Annotated in this window: 18 protein-coding genes and 2 pseudogenes; 8 read left to right on the top strand and 12 right to left on the bottom strand. The window is 64.3% G+C overall.

Features of this window, described 5'->3' with window-relative positions; translation table 11 throughout:
• Nucleotides 1-19 precede the first annotated feature (19 nt).
• Nucleotides 20-958, bottom strand: coding sequence for a Flp pilus assembly protein CpaB (cpaB, locus tag GGI48_RS11500; RefSeq protein ID WP_047301493.1), 939 nt, complete (start codon nt 956-958; stop codon nt 20-22).
• A 330-nt stretch (nt 959-1288) separates the two neighbouring features.
• On the opposite strand from cpaB, the gene GGI48_RS11495 reads away from it, so the two are divergent.
• The 3 genes from GGI48_RS11495 to GGI48_RS11485 are packed head-to-tail and all read left to right on the top strand — an operon-like array spanning nt 1289 to nt 2229.
• Nucleotides 1289-1495 carry a Flp family type IVb pilin gene (locus tag GGI48_RS11495; protein WP_047301495.1) on the top strand — a complete coding sequence of 69 codons (207 nt, stop codon included), beginning with the start codon at nt 1289-1291 and terminating at the stop codon, nt 1493-1495.
• Between the two features lie 57 nt (nt 1496-1552).
• A complete protein-coding gene (locus GGI48_RS11490) occupies nt 1553-1759 on the top strand; it encodes a Flp family type IVb pilin (RefSeq protein ID WP_047301497.1) in 207 nt (68 codons plus the stop codon).
• Between the two features lie 56 nt (nt 1760-1815).
• Nucleotides 1816-2229, top strand: coding sequence for a response regulator (locus tag GGI48_RS11485; protein ID WP_042941133.1), 414 nt, complete (start codon nt 1816-1818; stop codon nt 2227-2229).
• Between the two features lie 157 nt (nt 2230-2386).
• Here GGI48_RS11485 and GGI48_RS11480 read toward each other — a convergent pair whose 3' ends face one another.
• Complete coding sequence (locus GGI48_RS11480; RefSeq protein WP_179598382.1) at nt 2387-4063, bottom strand: ShlB/FhaC/HecB family hemolysin secretion/activation protein; 1677 nt, start codon at nt 4061-4063, stop codon at nt 2387-2389.
• Between the two features lie 190 nt (nt 4064-4253).
• Nucleotides 4254-5825 (bottom strand): collagen-like triple helix repeat-containing protein, encoded by a 1572-nt coding sequence (locus GGI48_RS11475; RefSeq protein WP_179598381.1) that lies wholly within the window; start codon nt 5823-5825, stop codon nt 4254-4256.
• A 414-nt stretch (nt 5826-6239) separates the two neighbouring features.
• Here GGI48_RS11475 and GGI48_RS11470 point away from each other — a divergent pair, with 414 nt between their 5' ends.
• Nucleotides 6240-6689 (top strand): DMT family transporter, encoded by a 450-nt coding sequence (locus tag GGI48_RS11470; protein ID WP_047301502.1) that lies wholly within the window; start codon nt 6240-6242, stop codon nt 6687-6689.
• Nucleotides 6690-6696: 7 nt separating this feature from the next.
• Here GGI48_RS11470 and GGI48_RS11465 read toward each other — a convergent pair whose 3' ends face one another.
• Nucleotides 6697-7551 carry a MaoC family dehydratase gene (locus GGI48_RS11465; RefSeq protein WP_179598379.1) on the bottom strand — a complete coding sequence of 285 codons (855 nt, stop codon included), beginning with the start codon at nt 7549-7551 and terminating at the stop codon, nt 6697-6699.
• 2 nt (nt 7552-7553) lie between these two features.
• Nucleotides 7554-8906 (bottom strand): 3-oxoacyl-ACP reductase, encoded by a 1353-nt coding sequence (locus GGI48_RS11460; protein ID WP_179598377.1) that lies wholly within the window; start codon nt 8904-8906, stop codon nt 7554-7556.
• A 133-nt stretch (nt 8907-9039) separates the two neighbouring features.
• Here GGI48_RS11460 and GGI48_RS11455 point away from each other — a divergent pair, with 133 nt between their 5' ends.
• Entirely contained in the window at nt 9040-10317 is a 1278-nt protein-coding gene (locus GGI48_RS11455; protein ID WP_179598375.1) for an acetyl-CoA C-acetyltransferase, read from the top strand.
• 83 nt (nt 10318-10400) lie between these two features.
• Here the strand turns inward: GGI48_RS11455 and GGI48_RS31460 are convergent.
• Together GGI48_RS31460 and GGI48_RS31455 are read right to left on the bottom strand one after the other, a co-directional pair.
• Nucleotides 10401-10997: pseudogene (locus GGI48_RS31460) on the bottom strand (methyl-accepting chemotaxis protein); the annotation flags it as partial.
• 309 nt (nt 10998-11306) lie between these two features.
• Nucleotides 11307-12191, bottom strand: a pseudogene (locus tag GGI48_RS31455) (cache domain-containing protein); the annotation flags it as partial.
• A 612-nt stretch (nt 12192-12803) separates the two neighbouring features.
• Between GGI48_RS31455 and GGI48_RS11445 the strand changes: the two are divergent.
• Nucleotides 12804-13700 carry a PA4780 family RIO1-like protein kinase gene (locus GGI48_RS11445; RefSeq protein ID WP_179598371.1) on the top strand — a complete coding sequence of 299 codons (897 nt, stop codon included), beginning with the start codon at nt 12804-12806 and terminating at the stop codon, nt 13698-13700.
• A 239-nt stretch (nt 13701-13939) separates the two neighbouring features.
• Here the strand turns inward: GGI48_RS11445 and cueR are convergent, their stop codons facing one another.
• From cueR to GGI48_RS11430, 3 genes are all read right to left on the bottom strand, one after another.
• Entirely contained in the window at nt 13940-14344 is a 405-nt protein-coding gene (cueR, locus tag GGI48_RS11440; protein ID WP_016965893.1) for a Cu(I)-responsive transcriptional regulator, read from the bottom strand.
• Entirely contained in the window at nt 14341-16737 is a 2397-nt protein-coding gene (locus GGI48_RS11435) for a heavy metal translocating P-type ATPase (RefSeq protein WP_179598369.1), read from the bottom strand. The genes cueR and GGI48_RS11435 overlap by 4 nt, the downstream gene beginning before the upstream one ends.
• A gap of 152 nt (nt 16738-16889) precedes the next feature.
• Entirely contained in the window at nt 16890-17273 is a 384-nt protein-coding gene (locus GGI48_RS11430; RefSeq protein ID WP_016966707.1) for a hypothetical protein, read from the bottom strand.
• 145 nt (nt 17274-17418) lie between these two features.
• Here GGI48_RS11430 and GGI48_RS11425 point away from each other — a divergent pair, with 145 nt between their 5' ends.
• Both GGI48_RS11425 and GGI48_RS11420 read left to right on the top strand, forming a co-directional pair.
• Nucleotides 17419-17616: a heavy-metal-associated domain-containing protein gene (locus GGI48_RS11425; protein WP_016966706.1), complete on the top strand. Its 198-nt coding sequence runs from the start codon at nt 17419-17421 to the stop codon at nt 17614-17616.
• A 92-nt stretch (nt 17617-17708) separates the two neighbouring features.
• Nucleotides 17709-18905, top strand: coding sequence for a multidrug effflux MFS transporter (locus GGI48_RS11420; protein ID WP_179598367.1), 1197 nt, complete (start codon nt 17709-17711; stop codon nt 18903-18905).
• A 1-nt stretch (nt 18906) separates the two neighbouring features.
• Here GGI48_RS11420 and GGI48_RS11415 read toward each other — a convergent pair whose 3' ends face one another.
• Together GGI48_RS11415 and GGI48_RS11410 are read right to left on the bottom strand one after the other, a co-directional pair.
• Nucleotides 18907-19083, bottom strand: coding sequence for a hypothetical protein (locus tag GGI48_RS11415; RefSeq protein ID WP_177435160.1), 177 nt, complete (start codon nt 19081-19083; stop codon nt 18907-18909).
• A 144-nt stretch (nt 19084-19227) separates the two neighbouring features.
• Complete coding sequence (locus GGI48_RS11410; protein ID WP_179598365.1) at nt 19228-20241, bottom strand: zinc-binding alcohol dehydrogenase family protein; 1014 nt, start codon at nt 20239-20241, stop codon at nt 19228-19230.
• Nucleotides 20242-20255 lie beyond the last annotated feature (14 nt).

Genomic DNA, 20255 nt, shown 5'->3' with positions numbered 1-20255 from the left:
GTCGTGAACCCTCGCCTGATCAGGGCGTTTGTTGAGTGATCTGGTTGCCACGAATCACCTCCACCGCCGGGCGCGGCGCGCCGTTTTGCTGGGCGACCTGATTGCGTGGGGCATTGCCAAGCGCCAACTGGGTGAACTGAAACAGATTGCTGTTGGCCACATTGAGATGGCTGGCCGCGCTCTTGTCGCCAGCCCAGTACTGGGCCAGGCGCTGTTCCTCGCTGCTGCGAACCGCCAGGCGCAGCACGCCGACCTGGGTCGCGAGCATCAGGCGGCTCAGGAGTTGTTCGGGCACGGCCAGGACCACGGTGCGGGCGGCGATCCGACGCTGGTCCTGCTTGAGCTTTTCTTCGTTGCTCAGCGCGGGGCTGGCGGGCTTTCCGTCGTTGGTCAGGCCCAACTGTTCACCGACCGCCAGCACCCGCATGGCGGGGACCGCAATCTGCGCCGATTGCTGCAGATTGGTGGTGTCCTGGCGCAGGAACAGCAGCACGTCGACATAGTCCCCCGGGCTCAGTTGCCCGGCGGCGCCGATCACTTCATCCACGGCCACCGCCAGCGCGCGCTCGTCGGGGTGAATCATCCGCGCCAGGGCCCCGCCGCTGTCGAAGCTCTGGGCATTGAGCCAGGTCCCGGCACTCAGTTGCCGCCAGGGTATGCGCCCCACCGCCTGATCGATCGCACTGAGGCTGCCAGCCGGTGCGGTGCGCAGTTTTTCCAGCGCCAGATCGGCGGCGCTGAGGGGCACGAAAGGAGGCACATCGCGCACCAGCACCACCACTGGTTGGCGGGTCTGGTCTTCGGCGCTGGCGGTGGTTTTTTCAACAACGCTCGGGGCTGCCGGCGCAGGGGTGGTGGCGGGCGCGGGCGGGCGGCTGAGTACCAGCCCCCAGTAACCGAAAAACACCGCACCTAGCAGCAGAAGTCCAGCCAGACCCATGGTGACGCGACTGTTCATAAAGGCTCTCCCTATCCTGCTGCTTCACCAGTCGGCGCTTGCAAACGAGTCAACTTCGCAACTAGGCAGCTATGAACATGCAACTATTTCGCTATGTGAAGGTAGTAGAGCTAGGACGAAATGCCATTAACTCGCGGAAAAATTGCACACAACAGTAGGCGGCTCTCAGTTGGGGGTGAGCTTTCGGCGTCAAGCATTCAATTAATACTTAGTGATTAATCCGTTCTTACAGTTGCTGGTCGCTGCTTTGTTGACAATGCTCAAGTTGCACCGGGGAACTCTGTTCCGGTGTGCTTGCATCGGCGCCGTCTGGCGCACAGGAGAACTAGGATGATCCTTCAATATTTGTGGCTCAGGGCACGCCTGTTTTTTGACCGTACCGAGGGCGCTTCGGCGATCGAGTACGCGATTGTGGTGGCCATGGTTGCGGTTGTGGTGGTGGCGTTCGTGACCCCTCTGGGCAATCGGGTACTGGCCATCTTCAACAACGTTCTGGTGGCCCTGGGAGGCGCGACGGTCACTCGTCCAGTGCCTTGATCCGACGCATGAGTGCTTCGCCGGCTGTGGTTGCGATCGATACATCGGAGGTGCTTCATGCTGCTGGACTACCTGCTGCTTCGCGCGCGTCTGTTCCTGGCCAGAACTCACGGTGCCTCGGCCATCGAGTATGCGATCGTGGTGGCCATGGTTGCCGTGGTCGTGGTGGTGTTCGTGACGCCGATGGGTGATCGGGTCCTGGCCATCTTCAACAACATCCTGGTTGCCATGGGAGGTGCCACGGTGACTCGTCCCGTGCCTTGAGAGCGGCGATTGCTCTTGCTGTGAAGGCGTCGGACAGTCAGCCCAAGGTCATGTCGATGAATAGTGCTTCCCCCCAACGCCAGCAACTGCTTCTGGTCGACGATGAAGAAGACGCACTGCTGGAACTCGCCGAATGGCTGGAAGGTGAGGGCTTCTGTTGCTTCACCGCAACCTCGGTGAAGCAGGCCCTGGAGCACCTCACCCACCATCCGGACATTGCGCTGGTCATCACCGACCTGCGCATGCCGGAGGAGAGCGGCCTGTCATTGATCAAGCGCCTGCGTGAACACACCTCGCGCCAGCATCTGCCGGTCATCGTCATGTCCGGTCATGCCGATATGGACGACGTCAGCGATCTGCTGCGCCTGCAGGTGCTGGACCTGTTCCGCAAGCCGATCTATCACGAGCGCCTGCTGGAAACCCTCAACAATCTGTTTCCCGAACCCCGGCTGCATATAGTCGGCCCCTGAACGCCAACGGCGGTCCCGGTTCAAGCCCTTCGGCTTGCCGGGGCGCTGGCGGCGCCTGTTGCAACCCCCCCTCAAACCCCTGCGTCCTGAGCCCTTTGACTGATGCGTCGTGCGGGCAGAAAAAGGCCTGCGATAGCAGGCCTCGGTAGTGCAGGGCTCAGAGTTGGTAGCTGAAGCTCAGGGTGTAGCGCGGTCGGCGGTTGTAGGTGTCCAGGGCTTCATCGGACATCGGCTTGGCCGCCTCCAGGGCGATGTTGTAGTGCTTGGCATCGCCGAAACGCACCCCCACCGCGGCCGACGACAGATCGCTGCCCTTGACCTGCAACTGGTTGAACCAGGTCTTGGAGCGGTCCAGTACCACGTAGGGCTGCAGCACCCGCACCCAGGGGCCCTCGCGGTTGAAGCTGTAGTTCACCTCGTAGGCGACGCCCCAGCCCTTGTCGCCAGTGGCCTGGTCATCAGGGTAACCGCGGGCAAAGTTCTGGCCGCCGAAGCTGGCTCGTTCACTGTCGGGCAGGTTGTCCGCGCTCCAGTACAAGGCACCGGAAAGCACCCCTTGCCAGTTGTCGAAGAAGCGGTCGCTTTGTACCCCCGCCAGGCGCAGACGGAAGAAGTCCAGGTCATAGAGTTCGTTGTTGGTCTTGGCCCCCATGCTGTCCAGGCCACGGTACAGGCCGGCGCTGAGAATCCGCAGTTGCCGTGGATCGGATTTGCTCCAGTCGCCTTCCAGCGCCAGGGCGCGGATATCGGTTTTTTCTTCCAGGGTCAGCGGGCTGTTGCTGACCCGGTAGCGGGTCTTGTCGTTGACCGCGTACAGGCGCGTACCGACGGTGAGCATCTCATTGGGCGAGGCCAGCAAGGGATGGCTGACGCCGATGGAAAAGCGGTCGTTCTCGCGATGGGGTTCAAGCTCCAGGCCGTTGCTCAATTGCACATTGCTTCGCGGATCACTGCGGTAGCGTGCGCCGTAGAGATTCAGTTGCGTGCCTTCCGAGCCCAGCAACTGGCTGTAGTCCAGGCGGTAGTAGTGCTCCTTGTCCTTGCCCGGCGGGAACAGGCCGCTGAGGCTGAGCTGTTCGCCCCAGGCGGTTTGCGAGTTGCTGACGATGCCCACCAGGGCCTGCAGACCGTTGCGGTTGTCATCGGTGCTGTTGAGGGTGGTGGTGATGGATTTGCGACTGGCCACCGCCACCAGCCGGGTCGCGCCGTCCGTGGTTCCGGGCGGCGGCACCACCGCTTGCAGGGTCACCCCGGGTACCCGGCTCATCAGGGTGGTGTAGCGCTCGAAGGTCTTGCGGGTCAGTGGGCGCTCGGCCTTGAGCTTGCTCACCAGTTTGTCCAGGTAGGCCGACACCGGGCCGATATCGCCCTGCAACTGGTAGTCCTTGATATAGCCTTCGACCAGCACCACCCGCAGCACGCCCTGATCGAAGTTCTGTTGCGGCATGAAGGCGTAGGACAGCAGGTAGCCGTCGTTCTGGTAGCGCCGGGTGATGTTGCGAGTGGCTTCGATCAATTGACTGAAGCTGGTTTCGTGACCGATCAGCGGCTGGTAGATGGCCGCCAGTTCTTCCAGGGGATAGACGCTGCCGCCTTCGATCTGCACCTGGCGCACCGTGACCTTGGTGCCCATCATCAGGGGCTGCTGCCCCTGGGGCGCGGCGGGTTGCTCGGGCATCTGCAACTGCGGAGTGGCCGGACGATAGGCGTCCACCGGCAAGTTGGGCTGGGGCAGGTTATTGATGCTGTCGTTGCTGTTGAGAAAGCGGGGAAGGGGGTCGGCGTAAGCGGAGGTGCAGCATCCAATCAACAACAAACTGGCCAATGTGCGCATAGGACACTCCATGGTCAAACTGCGGTGGCGCTAATAGTCCTCATACCCTGCGTTGTTCAAGGTCTTGGCCTTGAATCGGACGCCGGGATGCCATGCTGTGGATAAAAAAAGCGAGAGATTCTTCTGAATCCCTCGCTCTCAACCAAGCGTAGGCGCTGTAGGTAAGGCCGTCGAATCGGCCAGGTGCAATTTATTTCCGGGTGCCGCCCAGGGCACCGGTCAGGCCGCCCAATACGCCACCCAGGCTGCCGTTGACACTGGTTCCGGCCGAAGCGCTGCCGTTGGCGCTGGCTCCGACATTCAAGCCACCGAGCAGGCCGCCGCTGGGGGCGGTACCGCCGTTGACCAGGCCACCGACCGAAGTCACTACGCCGCCTACTGCACCTAGAGTCCCGCCCAGTGCGCCCCCGACCTGATTGCCACCGGCGCTGCTGGTGACGCCAGTACCTGCGGTGCTGATTGCGCTGCCAACTTGACCTATTGCACCGCTTGCCGAAGCACCAAGGCCTGTAGTTGCACCTATTTGTTGAGTTAGGCCCGTGACCGAGTTGGTGACCGGATTCAAGGCCGAGCCCAGGTTCACTCCAACGCTGGCCAATGGAGCGCTGACCACTAGATTGGGGGTGCCAGTGCCGCCCAGGACGCCGCCGACCGAGGCGACCAAACCGCCGACTGTGCCTCCGGCAACGCCTACCGTACTGACGGTACCATTGGTGTTTCCGGTGTTCAGACCGTTGCTAAGGTTGGCCACCGCGCCCCCGACGGTTTCCAAAAGACCACTGTTGGTTGAACCGGCGCCTCCGGTGCCACTACCTGAACCGCTCACGTACCCGCCAGCGCTGGCTACGACGCCGCCTGCATTGTTCAGGGCGTTGCCCAAGAGACTAGTCACCGGATTGCCATTACCTGCATTACTGACGTTGCTGCCGGCGCTGCCGACACCACCGGCTACGCCGGATATCAGTCCATTGATCGGCGCGCCAAGACCGGTTTTGGTACCTACATTTTTGGTAAGGCTCTCTGCCATGGAGACCACCGGAACCAGAACGTTGTTGCCCACGCCGTTGGTCAGGCTACCCACTGGGCCGCTGCTGGTGACGGTATTCAGTGTATTGCCAAGCATAGTTACTTGAGTGCCGACGTCTCCAAGGACCGGCGCCACTCGGGTGACTACGCCTCCCACTACAGGAATGCTCTGAGTGGTAGTGGTCAGCTTCCCGCTGAGATCGGTTACCCCCGCTCCCACATCGCCGACTACGTTGCCGACGGTTGCAGTGGTATTGCTAAGTGCGTTGGGATTGGAACCCAACTTGCCAAGACCATTTGTCAGGCCTTCTCCTACGCTGTTTACCACATTCCCGGCGGTATCAACGGCACTTTTGGTCACGCTACCGACGAGGGGAACAGAACCCAGAGAGTTGCCCAGGCTGCTAACACTGTCTCCGACATTGCTCACCGTAGTGCCCAGGCCGGAAACCACATTCGAAGTAACCAGCGTGCCGGTTCCACCCGTTGTTCCGCCAGTGCCACCGGTTCCGCCCGTTGTTCCGCCAGTGCCACCGGTTCCGCCTGTTGTTCCGCCAGTGCCACCGGTTCCGCCTGTTGTCCCGCCAGTTCCTCCGGTTTCACCGCTGGTGCTGCTGGGAGATGAGCTGCTGCTACCTCCGCTCTTGTGACCGCCACCGCCGCTGCAGCCTGTCAGGCCGAGGGTCAGGATCAAGGCCAGTGCGGTACATGCTTTCCATCCAATCTGAGTGTTCATGATAGTTATCCCTGCACCTGTTACAACGTTTGTTGTCCTCGAGAGTTCTCCAGTTCTTGTGCTGGAGATACTTTCGTCCGTTGCATACATAAGAGGCGCAAGAAGAAACTTGAACAATTATGAACTTGGTATTAATGACTTGTATTTCGCTGTTTTTCTCCTGATAAGTAGTTAGTCTTAAAGTATGGGGTGCAGGGATTTTTTGTTTGAAAAAATGTTTTTAATCAAGGATTTGTAATTTTTGGTTGAGTGTTTTTGTCGGGCGTTAAACTAAAGTTATATATATACAATTAATGGGTTTTATTTGAGCGGACGGCCAGGGTTCTGCAGTTTTTTTGCTGCTTAGTTGGCTTGGCAGACTTCCAGTTTGAGCTTGGCCTATAATGCGCGGCCGACATTTCCTTGGAGTCTGTGATGCCTGGTCCAGTCTGGTGGTTGCTGTGCCTGCCGTTCTTTGCCGGAGCCTTTCTGGCCCTGCAAGCCGGGATCAACGGTCAGTTGGCCAAGCAGGTCGGCGGGGTGCTGGGCGCCGCGTTGATTTCATTTTTCGTAGGCACCCTGGCCTTGTTGATACTGGTGCTGGCGCAGCGCGAGATGCCCTCGCTGAGCGCCCTGAGGGGCCTGACCTGGTGGCACTGGTGCGGCGGTTTGCTGGGGGTGTTCTTCATCACCACCGCCGCATTTGCCGGGCCGCGGATCGGTGCCTTGCTGTTCATGGCACTGGTGCTGGCCGGCCAGTTGAGCATGGCCCTGGCCCTGGATCATTTTGGCTGGGTGGGGTTTCGCGAGGCACCGATCAGCCTCGGCAAGCTCGCCGGACTGCTGCTGATCGTCATTGGCGTGGTGCTGATTCGTCGAGGCTGAGCGCGCCTCAGGCGATCGGTTGCCAGCCGCCCTGCATGTGCAGCAGATCGCCGTTGCCCAGTAGTTGTAGCTCACCGCTGGAGCCCGCCGCGCTGGCCAGCAAGCGCACTTCACCGGGCAGCAGCAACGGTTTGATGAATTGCACCGTCACCTCGATGTTGGCGGCCGGCAAGGTGTCGCTCAGGGCCGCCAGGGTTCGCGCCTTGTTCCACAGGCCATGGGCGATGGCTCTGGGGAAGCCGAACAGGCGGGCGCTCCAGGCGCTGAGATGAATCGGGTTGTAATCGCCGCAAACCCGGGCGTAGCGCCGGCCGATATCGCTCTCGGCTCGCCAGCGGCTGACTTCGTTCAGGCCCACCCCGGAAATCGACGGCGGGACGCCGGGCTCGCCCGGTACGTGCGCGCCACGGCAGAGCATGCGGCTCTCGGCTTCCCAGAGGGGCCCCAGCTGATCGTCGACCGTGGTCAAAAGATCGAACACCGCGCCCTTGGCGTGAGGTTGCAGGTTGCCCACCCGGACGGCGACTCGCACGCGGCTGACATTGCCCATGGGGCGCAGAATGCGGATCCGGTTGGCCAGGTGAATCAGCCCCAAGAGGGGGAAAGGAAACGCCGGGTCGGTGAGCAACTGCATCTGCAACGGGAAGGCCAGCACATGGGGATAAGTGGCGGGCAGCAGACCGTTGTCGAGGTAACCGCACACCTGGCGGTAGGCCTCCAGCCGGCGCGGCTCCAGGCTGATCCAGCAGCGCAGGCCCTGCTCGGGCAATGGCGTGTTCTTGATCCCGTGTCGCAAGGCGGCCTTGAGAAACAGCGGCGCCAGGGAGGCGGGCAGGTTCAGTTCGTGCCAGTGGTTGCTCATTTTCAGGCTCCCAGGACGCTTTGGCCGCAGACCCGCAAGGCTTGTCCGCTGATCGCGCCACTGCCCGGCTGGGCCAGCCAGGCCACCGCCTCGGCGACATCCTGGGGCAGGCCGCCCTGGCCCAGGGAGCTCATGCGCCGCCCGGCCTCGCGCAGGGCGAAGGGCACCCTGGCGGTCATCTGCGTCTCGATGAAGCCCGGGGCCACGGCATTGATGCTGATGTCCCGCGGTTGCAGCGATGGCGCCCAGGACTGGGCCAGGCCGATCAGCCCGGCCTTGCTGGCGGCGTAGTTGGTCTGTCCGCGGTTGCCGGCAATGCCGCTGATGGAGGCCAGCAGGATCACCCTGCCGTGGTCGTGCAGGCGGCCGCTGTCGAGCAAGGCCTGGGTCAGCACCTGCGGGGCGTTGAGATTCACCGCCAGCACCGCATCCCAGAATTCCGCGGTCATGTTGGCCAGGGTCTTGTCCCGGGTGATGCCGGCGTTGTGCACCAGGATGTCGAGGCCGTCCGGCAGTTGTTCGAGCAACTGCGCCGGGGCGTCCGCGGCACAGATATCCAGGGTGATGGCCTGTCCGCCAAGTCGCGCGGCCAGGGCTTCCAGGTCGCTCTTGGCCTGGGGCACATCCAGCAGCAGCACCTGGGCGCCGTCACGGGCCAGGGTTTCGGCGATGGCCGCGCCAATGCCCCGGGCGGCGCCGGTGACCAGGGCCCTGCGCCCGGCCAGCGGGCGGCTCCAGTCCTGGACCTGGACGGCGCAGGGCTGCAAGCGCAGGACCTGTCCGCAGACGAACGCGCTCTTGGGCGACAGAAAGAAGCGCAGCGCCCCCTCCAACTGTTCCTCTGCACCCTGGCTGACATACAGCAATTGCAGGGTGGCGCCGTTGCGCAGCTCCTTGGCCAGGGAGCGGCTGAAACCTTCCAGGGCCCGCTGGGCGCTGGCGGCGAAGGGCGTATCGAGGGTTTCCGGGGCTCGTCCGAGGATCAGCAGGTGGGCGCAGGGCTCAAGGCTTCTCAGCAGCGGCTGGAAGAACTCCCGCAGTTGCTTGAGCTGATCGGTGTGGCGCAGTTCGCTGGCATCGAACACCACCGCCTTGAGCCGGGGGCCGTGGCCGGGAATCCACGGCGTGGCCAGGGCCGGATCGCAGCCGTAGCTGTAGATCGAGTCGGTCAGGCGCGGGGCCAGGCGGCTCACCTGCTGCGCCAGGGGACCGCCGCCCACCAGCAAGGCGCCCTCGATGGGGCGCAGGCGTCCGGCCTGCCAGCGTTCCAGGCGGACCGGCGACGGCAGGCCAAGGGCGCCCACCAGGCGATGGCCGATGGATGAATTGGCGAAGTCGATATAACGGTCGGACATGGAACGCACTCCATTGGCTGGGGTTCAAAGTGTGGACCATGAATGGCTCCGAGTCGTTCGATCAGCCAGAAGCCTCCTACGCTAGAGGCGGACCTACTCAGCGCAGTCGCACTTACAGCACAGGGAGCTTTCCATGACACAACGGCATCGCGTGGCGATTATCGGCGGTAACCGCATCCCCTTTGCCCGTTCCAACGGGCCCTATGCCACGGCCAGCAACCAGGCCATGCTCACCGCCACCCTCGAAGGCCTGATCGAGCGCTACAACCTGCACGGCCTGCGTATCGGCGAAGTGGTGGCCGGGGCCGTGCTCAAGCACTCCCGGGATTTCAACCTGACCCGCGAATGCGTGCTGGGCTCGCGGCTGGCGCCCACCACCCCGGCCTACGACATCCAGCAAGCCTGTGGCACCGGCCTGGAAGCGGCGTTGCTGGTGGCCAACAAGATTGCCCTGGGGCAGATCGATTGCGGCATCGCCGGTGGCGTCGACACCACTTCGGACGCACCGATCGGGGTCAACGAGGGGCTGCGCCAGATCCTGCTGCAAGCCAACCGGGCCAGGAGCGTCGGCGACAAGCTGAAGAGCCTCCTGCAACTGCGACCCCATCACCTCAAGCCGGAACTGCCGCGCAATGGCGAACCGCGCACCGGCCTGTCCATGGGCGAGCACTGTGAACAGATGGCCAAGACCTGGAGCATCGGCCGTGGCGAGCAGGACCAGCTGGCCCTGGAAAGCCACCAGAAAATGGCCGCGGCCTATGCCGAAGGCTGGCATGACGATCTGCTTACCCCCTTTCTCGGCCTGACCCGGGACAACAACCTGCGCCCGGACCTGAGCCTGGAAAAACTCGCCAGCCTCAAGCCGGCCTTCGACCACAGCGGTCAGGGCACCCTCACCGCCGGCAACTCCACGCCGTTGACCGATGGCGCCTCCCTGGTGCTGCTGGGCAGTGAGCAATGGGCCCAGGAGCGCGGTCTGCCGATCCTGGCCTACCTGCGCGACGGCGAGGCGGCGGCGGTGGACTTCGTCCAGGGCGCCGAAGGGCTGTTGATGGCGCCGGTGTACGCCGTGCCGCGCTTGCTGGCGCGCAATGGCCTGAGCCTGCAGGACTTCGATTACTACGAAATCCACGAAGCCTTTGCCGCCCAGGTGCTGTGCACCCTCAAGGCCTGGGAGGACGCGGATTACTGCAAGACCCGCCTGGGCCTGGAGGCGCCCCTGGGGCCCATCGATCGCGCCCGGCTCAACGTCAAAGGCAGCTCCCTGGCGGCGGGGCACCCGTTTGCCGCCACTGGCGGGCGCATTGTCGCCAACCTGGCGAAGTTGCTGAGTGTGGCGGGGCAGGGCCGCGGCTTGATTTCCATCTGCGCGGCGGGCGGGCAGGGCGTGACGGCGATCATCGAACGCTGAAGTTCGTGGCATTCGCCGGCAAGCCGGCTCCTACAGAGAAAGACCTCCAAACCGTAGGAGCCGGCTTGCCGGCGAAAGGGCCCTCAAGTCTTGAAGCGGCGCACCAGGGCGTCCAGTTCATTGGACAACCCCGCCAGGCTCTGGGAATCCAGGCGCGCCGAGTTGGCCAATTCGGCCACCAACTGCGCATCGCCATGGATCTGGCTGATGTGCCGGTTGATGTCTTCCGCCACCTGATGCTGTTCTTCGGCGGCGGTGGCGATCTGGGTGTTCATGTCGCGGATCACGTCCACCGATTCGCGGATCTGCCCGAAGCTGTTGCGCGCCAGGCCGATGCGGTTCACCGACTGCTGGGACACTTCCAGGCTGGCGTGCATCTGCTGGGTCACGGCGCTGGTGCGCTTGGCCAGGTTGCCCAGCAGCCCGTCGATCTCGGCGGTGGAGTCCGCGGTGCGCTTGGCCAGGGCCCGTACTTCATCGGCCACCACGGCAAAACCGCGACCCTGCTCGCCGGCCCGGGCGGCCTCGATGGCGGCGTTGAGGGCCAGCAGGTTGGTCTGCTCGGCGATCGAGCGGATGGTGCCGAGGATCGACTGGATATCGGTGCTGTCGCGTTCCAGCTGTTGCATCGATTGCGCCGACTGTTCGATCTCCTGGCTCAGGCGGTCGACGCTGTGCACCGCGTCGTCGATCTGTTGCTGGCCTTCCCGGGCCTGGCGCTGGCCACTGTCCGCCGACTCGGCGGCCTGGCTGCAGGAACGGGCCACTTCGTTGGCCGTGGCGACCATTTCGTGGAACGCGGTGGACACCATGTCCACGGCTTCGCGCTGGCGTCCGGCGGCTTCGGCCATGTCGCTGGAGACCCGGGTCGAGGACTGGGAGGTGGCGAGAATCTTCTGCGCCGCCTGGCCAATGTGCTGGATCAGGCTGCGGATCGCCGACAGGAACTGGTTGAACCAGTTGGCCAGCTGCGCGGTTTCGTCGTTGCCGCGGATGTTCAGGTTCTGGGTCAGGTCGCCTTCGCCCTGGGCAATGCCTTCCAGGCCGCTGGCCACGCCGCGGATCGGGCGCACGATGAGGCTGGCGAAGCTGGCGCCGAACACCGCGAACAGCAGCGCCAGGACCCCGGCGATCACGGCGATGATCCAGGTCAGCTGGGTCGCCGAGCCCATGACTTCGCTCTGCTTGATCAGGCCGATGAAGGTCCAGCCCAGTTGCTCGGAAGGCCAGACGTTGGCCATGTAGTGCTCGCCGCCCAGCTCCACTTGCACCAGGCCCTTGCCGGTCTTGGCCAATTGCTCGTATCCGCCGCCGAGGCTGGCCAGGGCCTTGAAGTTGTGCTCCGGCTGCTTGGGATCGACCAGCACCGTGCCGTTGTTTTCCATCAGCATCAGGTAGCCGGATTCGCCCAGCTTGATCTGCTTGACGATTTCGGTGAGCTGCTTGAGCGAAACGTCGACCGCGACCACGCCGCCCTGTGGGCCCAACTGGTTGGCCAGGGAACGCACGGTGCTGACCAGCACCGCATCGTCCGGGGCCCAGTAGTAGGCATCGGTGCGCAGGGTCTTGCCCGGGCTGGCCAGCGCGGCTTTGTACCAGGGGCGCACGCGGGGATCGTAGTTGGCCAGCTTCAGGTCGGCGGGCCAGGAGACGTAGCCGCCGTTGCTCACGCCATAGGACACATAGGCATAGGCCGGGTGGCTGGCGGCCATGGCGGCGAACAGGTCGAAGATGCGTTTGTCCTGCTCGCCTTCCGGAACCTTGGCGGCATCGGCGCTCATCCAGGTCTTGAGGTTGTCACCGGCCTGGGTCAGCAACGGTTGCGCCGCCAGGTAATCGATGTTCTGGCTGATGCCTTCGAAGAACAGCTGCATGGCGTTGGCCACTTGGCGGATCTCGCGGCCGCTGCCGTCGACGAAAGTGTGTTGCGCTTCGCTGCGCAGGTTGATCACCACCAGCGTGGCTACCAGCACCACGGGCAGGCAGGCAATGACGGCGAAGGCCCAGGTCAGTTTCTGTTTGATATTCATCCGCGCTCCAGTTTTTTGTATGACCACGATGTGCAGGCGACTCGCGGACTATTGGCAGCTTGTGAGGTGGCGCTGATTGTCGTCCCTGTGGCTGATGTCGAACCGCGGGCAATCGAACCTTGGCCGGCGGCTGACGTCTTTATTGGATTGTCGGACAAGCTCCCTGTCTCTCTGAGGGCTTCGGCTGGCGCCGAGCAATATTGAGCCTACGGCGGAAAAAAACTTGTCGTGGCGGACCGGCGGCGAGGGTGGGCCAAGACGCGGGTTCAATGCCGCTGCCGAACGCTGGCCGCTGCAGTCTTGGCTATGATCGTTGGCGGCGTCGATGGATTGATCTGGCACATTGAGTGCATTGCTGTCGCTCGGTGCTCGGCGGCCCTTTCCCGTGGTGGGAGGATTGCCGTATAACGAGTGACTTTCGCGTGTTTGGTAACAAGGGACCCACAATAAAAGCTGATGAAGACTCCAAAACGCATTGAACCCCTGATCGAAGACGGTCTGGTAGACGAGGTGCTGCGCCCACTCATGAGTGGTAAAGAGGCAGCTGTGTATGTGGTGCGCTGCGGCAACGAGCTACGTTGCGCCAAGGTCTACAAGGAGGCGAATAAACGCAGTTTCCGTCAGGCGGCGGAGTATCAGGAAGGGCGCAAGGTGCGCAACAGCCGTCAGGCTCGGGCCATGGCCAAGGGCTCGAAGTTCGGGCGCAAGGAGACCGAAGACGCTTGGCAGAACGCCGAAGTGGCGGCGCTGTTCCGCCTGGCCAACGCCGGGGTGCGGGTGCCCAAGCCGTTCGACTTTCTCGAAGGCGTGCTGCTGATGGAACTGGTGGCCGACGAGTACGGCGATGCGGCGCCGCGGCTCAACGATGTGGTGCTGGAACCGGACCAGGCCCGTGAATATCACGCCTTCCTGATTTCCCAGATCGTGCTGATGTTGTGTACCGGGCTGGTGCACGGTGACCTGTCCGAGTTCAACGTGCTGCTGACGCCGGATGGTCCGGTGATCATCGACCTGCCCCAGGCGGTGGACGCGGCGGGCAACAACCACGCGTTCAGCATGCTGGAGCGGGACGTGGGCAACATGGCGTCCTACTTCGGGCGTTTTGCCCCGGAACTCAAGCACACCCGTTATGCCAAGGAAATGTGGGCCTTGTACGAGGCCGGCACCTTGCACCCGGGCAGTCTGCTGACCGGCGAGTTTGACGACCCCGAGGAGTTGGCGGATGTCGGCAGCGTGATCCGCGAGATCGAAGCGGCACGTCTCGACGAAGAGCGCCGGCAGGCCGTGCGGGCGGCGGACGATGCGCCGCCCGGCCAATCCGCAGAACCACCGCCTCCGCCCTGGATGCAGTGATGGAATAAAAAAATCCGGCCTTGGCCGGATTTTTTATTCCTGCAAACTACCAGGCACCCCGGCACCCCGGCACCCCGGCACCTTGTAGCCGCTGCCGCAGGCTGCGCACGGCCCGAAGGGACGCAGGAATCTTGAGGGCGCCGAGGCTTTGCAAGGGCTCGCCAAGCAAGGCCCTGCGGGCCTTTTCGCAGCCTCGCCAGGGCTCGGCAGCGGCTACAGAGATCGCTTCTTGCAAATACTCAGGACCCGCAACAACTGCCCGAAGCCAGCTCCTTGAGGATCGGACAGTCCGGACGCTGGTCGCCGTGACAGTGCTCCACCAGGTCTTGCAGAGTGTCGCGCAACCCCGCCAGCTCGCGGATCTTGCGGTTCAGCTCATCGATATGCTGGCGCGCCAGGGCCTTTACATCGGCGCTGGCCCGCTGCCGGTCCTGCCACAGGGTCAGCAGCTTGCCCACTTCCTCCAGGGAAAAGCCCAGGTCGCGAGAGCGCTTGATGAAGGCCAGGCTGTGCAGGTCTTCCTCGCCATACAGGCGATAGCCGCTGTCACTGCGGTGGGCCGGCTTGAGCAGGCCGATGGACTCGTAGTAACGGATCATCTTGGCGCTCAGGCCGCTCTTGCGCGCCGCTTGGCCGATGTTCATTCGGCGTTCTCCAGGTCTTTGGGTTTCCAGGTTTTCAACAGTAGCGCATTGCTCACCACGCTGACGCTGGACAGGGCCATGGCCGCCCCGGCCAGCACCGGGTTGAGCAGGCCGAAGGCCGCCAGCGGGATGCCGATCAGGTTGTAGACGAAGGCCCAGAACAGGTTCTGGCGGATCTTCGCGTAGGTCTTGCGGCTGATCTCCAGGGCCGCCGGGATCAAGCGTGGGTCGCCGCGCATCAGGGTGATGCCCGCTGCGTGCATGGCCACGTCGGTGCCGCCGCCCATGGCAATGCCGATGTCGGCCGCGGCCAGGGCCGGGGCGTCGTTGATGCCGTCGCCGACCATGGCCACCACGCCGGTCCTTTTCAGCGCCGTCACCGTGGCGGCCTTGTCCGCCGGCAGCACTTCGGCGTGCACATCGTCGATGCCCAGGGCATCGGCTACGACCTTGGCGCTGCCACGGTTGTCGCCGGTCAGCAGGTGGCTGCTGATCTGCCGCGCGCGCAGTTGCTGCACCGCTTGCAAGGCGCCGGGCTTGAGGGTGTCACCAAAGGCGAACAGGCCCAGCACCCGGGCTTGCGGGCTCTGTTCGATCAGCCAGGACAGGGTCCGGCCCTGGTGCTCCCAGTCCTTGGCCACCTGGGCCAGGCCGCCCGGGTTCAGGCCGCATTCTTCCAGCAGGCGGCGGTTGCCCAGGGCCAGTTGGCGGCCGTCCAGGGTGCCGGCGATGCCGCGCCCGGTCAGGGACTGGCTGGCGCTGACATCGGCCACCGGCAGTTGGCGTTCCTGGCACAGGTCCAGCACCGCCTTGGCCAGGGGATGTTCACTGCCGCGCTGCAGGGCGCCGGCCAGTTGCAGCAGGCTGTTGTCGTCGCCTTCCACCGCCTGCATATGGGCGATGCGTGGGGTGCCGGAAGTCAGGGTGCCGGTCTTGTCGAAGACCACCGCGCTGACCTCGTGGGCCCGCTCCAGGGCTTCGGCATCCTTGATCAGGATGCCGTGGCGAGCGGCCACGCCGGTGCCGGCCATGATCGCCGTGGGCGTGGCCAGGCCCAGGGCGCAAGGGCAGGCGATCACCAGCACCGCCACCGCATTGATCACCGCGGTTTCCAGGGGCGCGCCGTACAGCCACCAGCCCACCAGGGTGATCAGCGCCAGCACCAGCACGGTGGGCACGAACACCTGGCTGACCTTGTCCACCAGTTTCTGGATCGGCGCCTTGCCGGCCTGGGCGTCTTCCACCAGGCGAATGATCCGCGCCAGCACGGTTTCCGCGCCCAGGGCCAGGGTGCGCACCAGCAGGCGGCCTTCGCCGTTGATGGCGCCACCGGTGACCTTGTCCCCGGGCTGCTTGGGCACCGGCAGGCTTTCACCGCTGATCAGCGCTTCGTCGGCGTGGCTCTGGCCTTCGATGACTTCGCCGTCCACCGGGAAGCGCTCGCCGGGCTTGACCAGTACCAGGTCGCCCAGGCGCAGGGCGCTGATGGCGACTTCCTGCTCGCGCCCATCGATGACCTGGATTGCCCGCTCCGGACGCAGGGCCTCCAGGGCGCGGATGGCGCTGGCGGTCTGGCGCTTGGCGCGGCTCTCCAGGTACTTGCCCAGCAGCACCAGGGCGATCACCACCGCCGAGGCTTCGAAGTACAGGTGCGGCATGCTGCCCGCGGCGGCCGTGGCCCATTCATACAGGCTCAGGCCATAACCGGCGCTGGTGCCCAGGGCCACCAGCAGGTCCATGTTGCCGCTGCCGGCGCGCACGGCTTTCCAGGCGGCGACATAGAAGCGCGCGCCGAAGATGAACTGCACCGGGGTGGCCAGGGCGAACTGGGCCCAGGCCGGGAGCATCCAGTGCAGGCCAAAGGGTTGCACCAGCATCGGCAGCACCAGGGGCAGGGCCAGGAGGATCGCCAGCGCCAGGCTCCAGCGTTCGCGGCGCAGCTGCTGTTGTTGCTCGTCGCCCTGCTTCTGCTCGGCCTGCCACAGACTGGCGCAGTAGCCGGCCTGGGTCACGGCGTTGATCAGCAGCGCCGGGTCGACCTGACCCAGCAGCTCGACGTGGGCGCGCTCGGTGGCCAGGTTGACGCTGGCGCTGCGCACCCCGGCAACCTTGTTCAAGGCGCGCTCGACGCGACCGGCGCAGGTCGCGCAGGTCATGCCGCCGATGGTCAATTCGACGGTGTGCACCGGCACGCTGTAACCGGCATTTTCCACCGCTTGCAGCAGCGCCGGCAGGCTGTCCCCGGGGGCCTCGACTCGGGCCTGTTCCGTGGCCAGGTTGACGCTCACCGCACGGATACCGGCGACCTTGCCCAGGGCTCGCTCGACACGACCGGCGCAGCTGGCGCAGGTCATGCCGGCAATCGGCAGGTCGAAGGTGGTTGATTCAGGCATGGCTGATACTCCCTGTAAATGTGCCCCACAGGATCAACCTTGCCATGCAGGCAAGGTCAAGCGGGCATTGCCAGGGTGCTTCATTTTGTCCCAGGGGGCGGTTGCAGCACGCCTTGCGCGGTCCGGCGCAAGGCATGGCGGGAGGCGGGGTGTCAGTATTCCAGGGCGGCGGGCTTGAGGTACATGCCCGAGGCATTGCTGGCGATGCGGAACTTCAGCACATCGCCGGCCCGCAGGCTGATGTCCTGGGAACCCGGGGCCAGCATGCCGGGGTTGCAGCCCGGCGCCTGGCCCGGCAGCAGTTTCAGGCGCACCGACACCTTGCCCGGCGGCAGGTTGAAGGAGGCACTCTGCTCCTGGAACAGCCGGCCGGCGAGCTGGTCCTGAAGGTACAGACCGATCTCGCAGGAGGTGGCGACTTCCAGCCGCTCCCGGGAAATGATCAGGACGCCGTAGTCTTCTCCGGCGGCCAGGGCCGGCGGCGCTGCCGCGAACAGACCAAGGAGGCCGACGAGGCTGAAAGTGGACCAGCGCATGGCTGAATCTCCTGCTGTGATGTCGTAAGACGTGCAGCTTGGCGGAGCGCGGCGCCGATTTCCAGCCCGGCAGATCAATCCGCAACTTGACCTTGCCACCGTGGCAAGGACAAGACTGCGTGCACCTCAACACAGGAGAAGCGTGATGCAAGTATTCAACGTTCAAGGCATGTCCTGCGGTCACTGCGTGCGGGCCATCACTCAGGCCTTGCAAAGCAAGGATCCGGCGGCCACGGTGCGGGTCGATCTGGCGGCCAAGGAAGTGGGGGTCGAGAGTCGCCTGTCCAACGAAGAGGTGATCAGCCTGATCAGTGAGGAAGGCTATGCGGTCCAGGTTGCCTGAGTCTTTTTAATAGTTAGCGACCTATCGGAATGTTCAAGGCGTCCAAGCGCGGCTAGACTGTGCGCCCGCTGACTTACGCTCGCCTGGATGCCATGAACCTGCGCACAATCCTGATTCTCGGTGCCTTGAGTGCCTTCGGCCCTCTGGCCATCGACTTCTATCTGCCGGCCTTTCCCTCGATGGCCCTGGCTTTCGGCACCGATGAAAAACACGTCCAACTGACCCTGGCAGCCTATTTCCTCGGCCTGTCCATCGGTCAGTTGGCCTATGGCCCGGTGGCCGACCGCTTTGGCCGGCGCCTGCCGCTGCTGGCGGGGGTTGGCCTGTTCACCCTGGCGTCGCTGGCCTGCGCCTATGCGCCGAACCTGGAATGGCTGATCGGCGCGCGCTTCGTCCAGGCCCTGGGCGGTTGCGCCGGGATGGTGATTTCCCGCGCGGTGGTCAGCGACAAATGTGACGCGGTGGGCTCGGCCAAGGTGTTCTCCCAACTGATGCTGGTGATGGGCCTGGCGCCGATTCTGGCGCCGATGCTCGGCGGCTTGCTGGTCAATCTGTACGGCTGGCAGTCGATCTTCATCATGCTCACGGTGTTCAGCGCCCTGTCGGGATTGGCGGTGGCCCTGGGCCTGCCGGAAAGCATGCCGGCCACGCGCCCGCGCCTGCCCTTGTCCGGGGCGCTGCGGCAGTACGGCCTGCTGCTGGCGGACCGGGTCTTTCTCGGTCATGCCCTGACCGGCGGCATCGCCATTGCCGGAATGTTTTCCTACATCGCCGGTTCACCCTTTGTCTTTATCAAGCTCTACGGCGTGCCGGCGGAGCACTTCGGCTGGTTCTTCGGGATCAATGCCGGGGGCTTCATCCTGGTGGCGCAGGTCAATGCGCGCCTGCTGGCCAAGCGCGGCCCGGCCTTCCTGCTGGCCCGCACGGTATGGATCTACCTGGCCGCGGGCCTGACCCTGCTGGGCATCAGTGCCTTGCACACCAGCGCGCTCTGGCCGCTGCTACTGCCGTTGTTCGTGTGTATCGCCAGCCTGGGCTGCATCATTCCCAACGCCGCGGCCTGCGCCATGAACGGCCAGGGCGCGCGGGCCGGCAGCGCCTCGGCGATGCTCGGTTGCCTGCAGTTCAGCGTCGCTGCGGGCGCTGCCTATCTGGTGGGTGTGTTGCACGATGGCAGCGCCATGCCGATGGCCATGGTCATCTGCCTGTGCGGTGTTCTGGCGGTGAGCATGGCGGTCATGACCCGGCGTTTGCAGAATGCCCGGGCCTTGAAAGCCGCCGAGCTCTGAGTCAGCCGACGGCGCGCTGACTCTGGGGAATCTGGTGAGGGGCTTGCAAGCGGGCTTGCAGGGTCTGGGTAAAAGCCCGGGCCTCGGCTTCACTGCGGAACGTCACCGCGTGCTGGTCGAGACGGACCTGCCATTGGGAGCCTTGAGGGTGTGCCAATTCTTTTATCAGGATCTTCATTGCTGACCTCCTAGCGCTAAAAGAGTGCGGTGCAAGGGTTGGCAGTGTAGACCCGAATACGGTCACAAATATGACCGAAATCAACTCTCGGACTGACGGCGGCCATCGGGCTTTTGTGCGCGATGGCCGCCGTGCGTTCAGCCCTTAGAAACCTTCCAGAACGATCTTGCCCTTGGCTGTGCCGCTTTCCAGCAAGGCATGGGCGCGGCGCAGGTTGGCCGCGTTGATCTGGCCGAAATGCTCGCCCAGCGTGGTCTTCAAGGTGCCGGCATCGATCAGCTCGGCGACCTTGTTGAGCAGTACGTGCTGCTCTTGCATGTCGGCGGTTTCGAACAGCGAGCGGGTGTACATGAACTCCCAGTGCAGCGACAGGCTCTTGCGCTTGAGCTTGGTCACGTCGAGGCTTTTCGGGTCGTCGATCAAGGCCAGCTTGCCCTGGGGCGCCAGGGCTTCCACCAACTCATCGAGATGGGCGTCGGTCTGGGTCAGGCTGGCGACGTGGGTCACCTGATTGATGCCGATGCGCTTGAGCTCGGCGCTCAGGGGCTGGCTGTGATCCACCACCGCGTGGGCGCCCAGATCGCGGACCCAGGCCTGGGTCTGTTCGCGCGAGGCACTGCCGATCACCTTGAGGCCGGTGAGTTGCCGGGCCAGTTGGGTGAGGATCGAACCGACCCCGCCGGCGGCGCCGACGATCAGCAGGCTCTGGCCCTTGTCAGCGGCTTCCTGGCTGATCTGCAGGCGTTCGAACAGCAGCTCCCAGGCGGTGATCGCGGTCAGTGGCAGGGCTGCGGCGGCGGCGAAATCCAGGCTCTTGGGCATATGGCCGACGATCCGTTCATCCACCGTGTGCAGCTCGCTGTTGCCCCCGGCCCGGGCGATGGAGCCGGCGTAGAACACCCGGTCGCCAACCTTGAACAGGCTGACCTCGCTGCCCACGGCCTTGACCACCCCGGCCACGTCCCAGCCCAGCACCTTGGCGGCGCCGCCTTCGGGCTGGACGTTCTGGCGCACCTTGGTGTCCACCGGGTTGACCGAGATGGCCTTGACCTGAACCAGCAGGTCGCGGGGGCCGGCGATCGGCTCCGGCAGCTCGATGTCTTGCAGGGACTTGGGGTCGTCGATCGGCAGGGATGTGTAGTAGGCGATGGCTTTCATGCTGAATTCCTGTT

This window comes from Pseudomonas protegens (assembly GCF_013407925.2).
In the GTDB taxonomy this organism is placed as follows: Bacteria; Pseudomonadota; Gammaproteobacteria; order Pseudomonadales; family Pseudomonadaceae; genus Aquipseudomonas; species Aquipseudomonas fluorescens_AP.
This window is presented reverse-complemented; position numbering and strand designations above follow the sequence as displayed.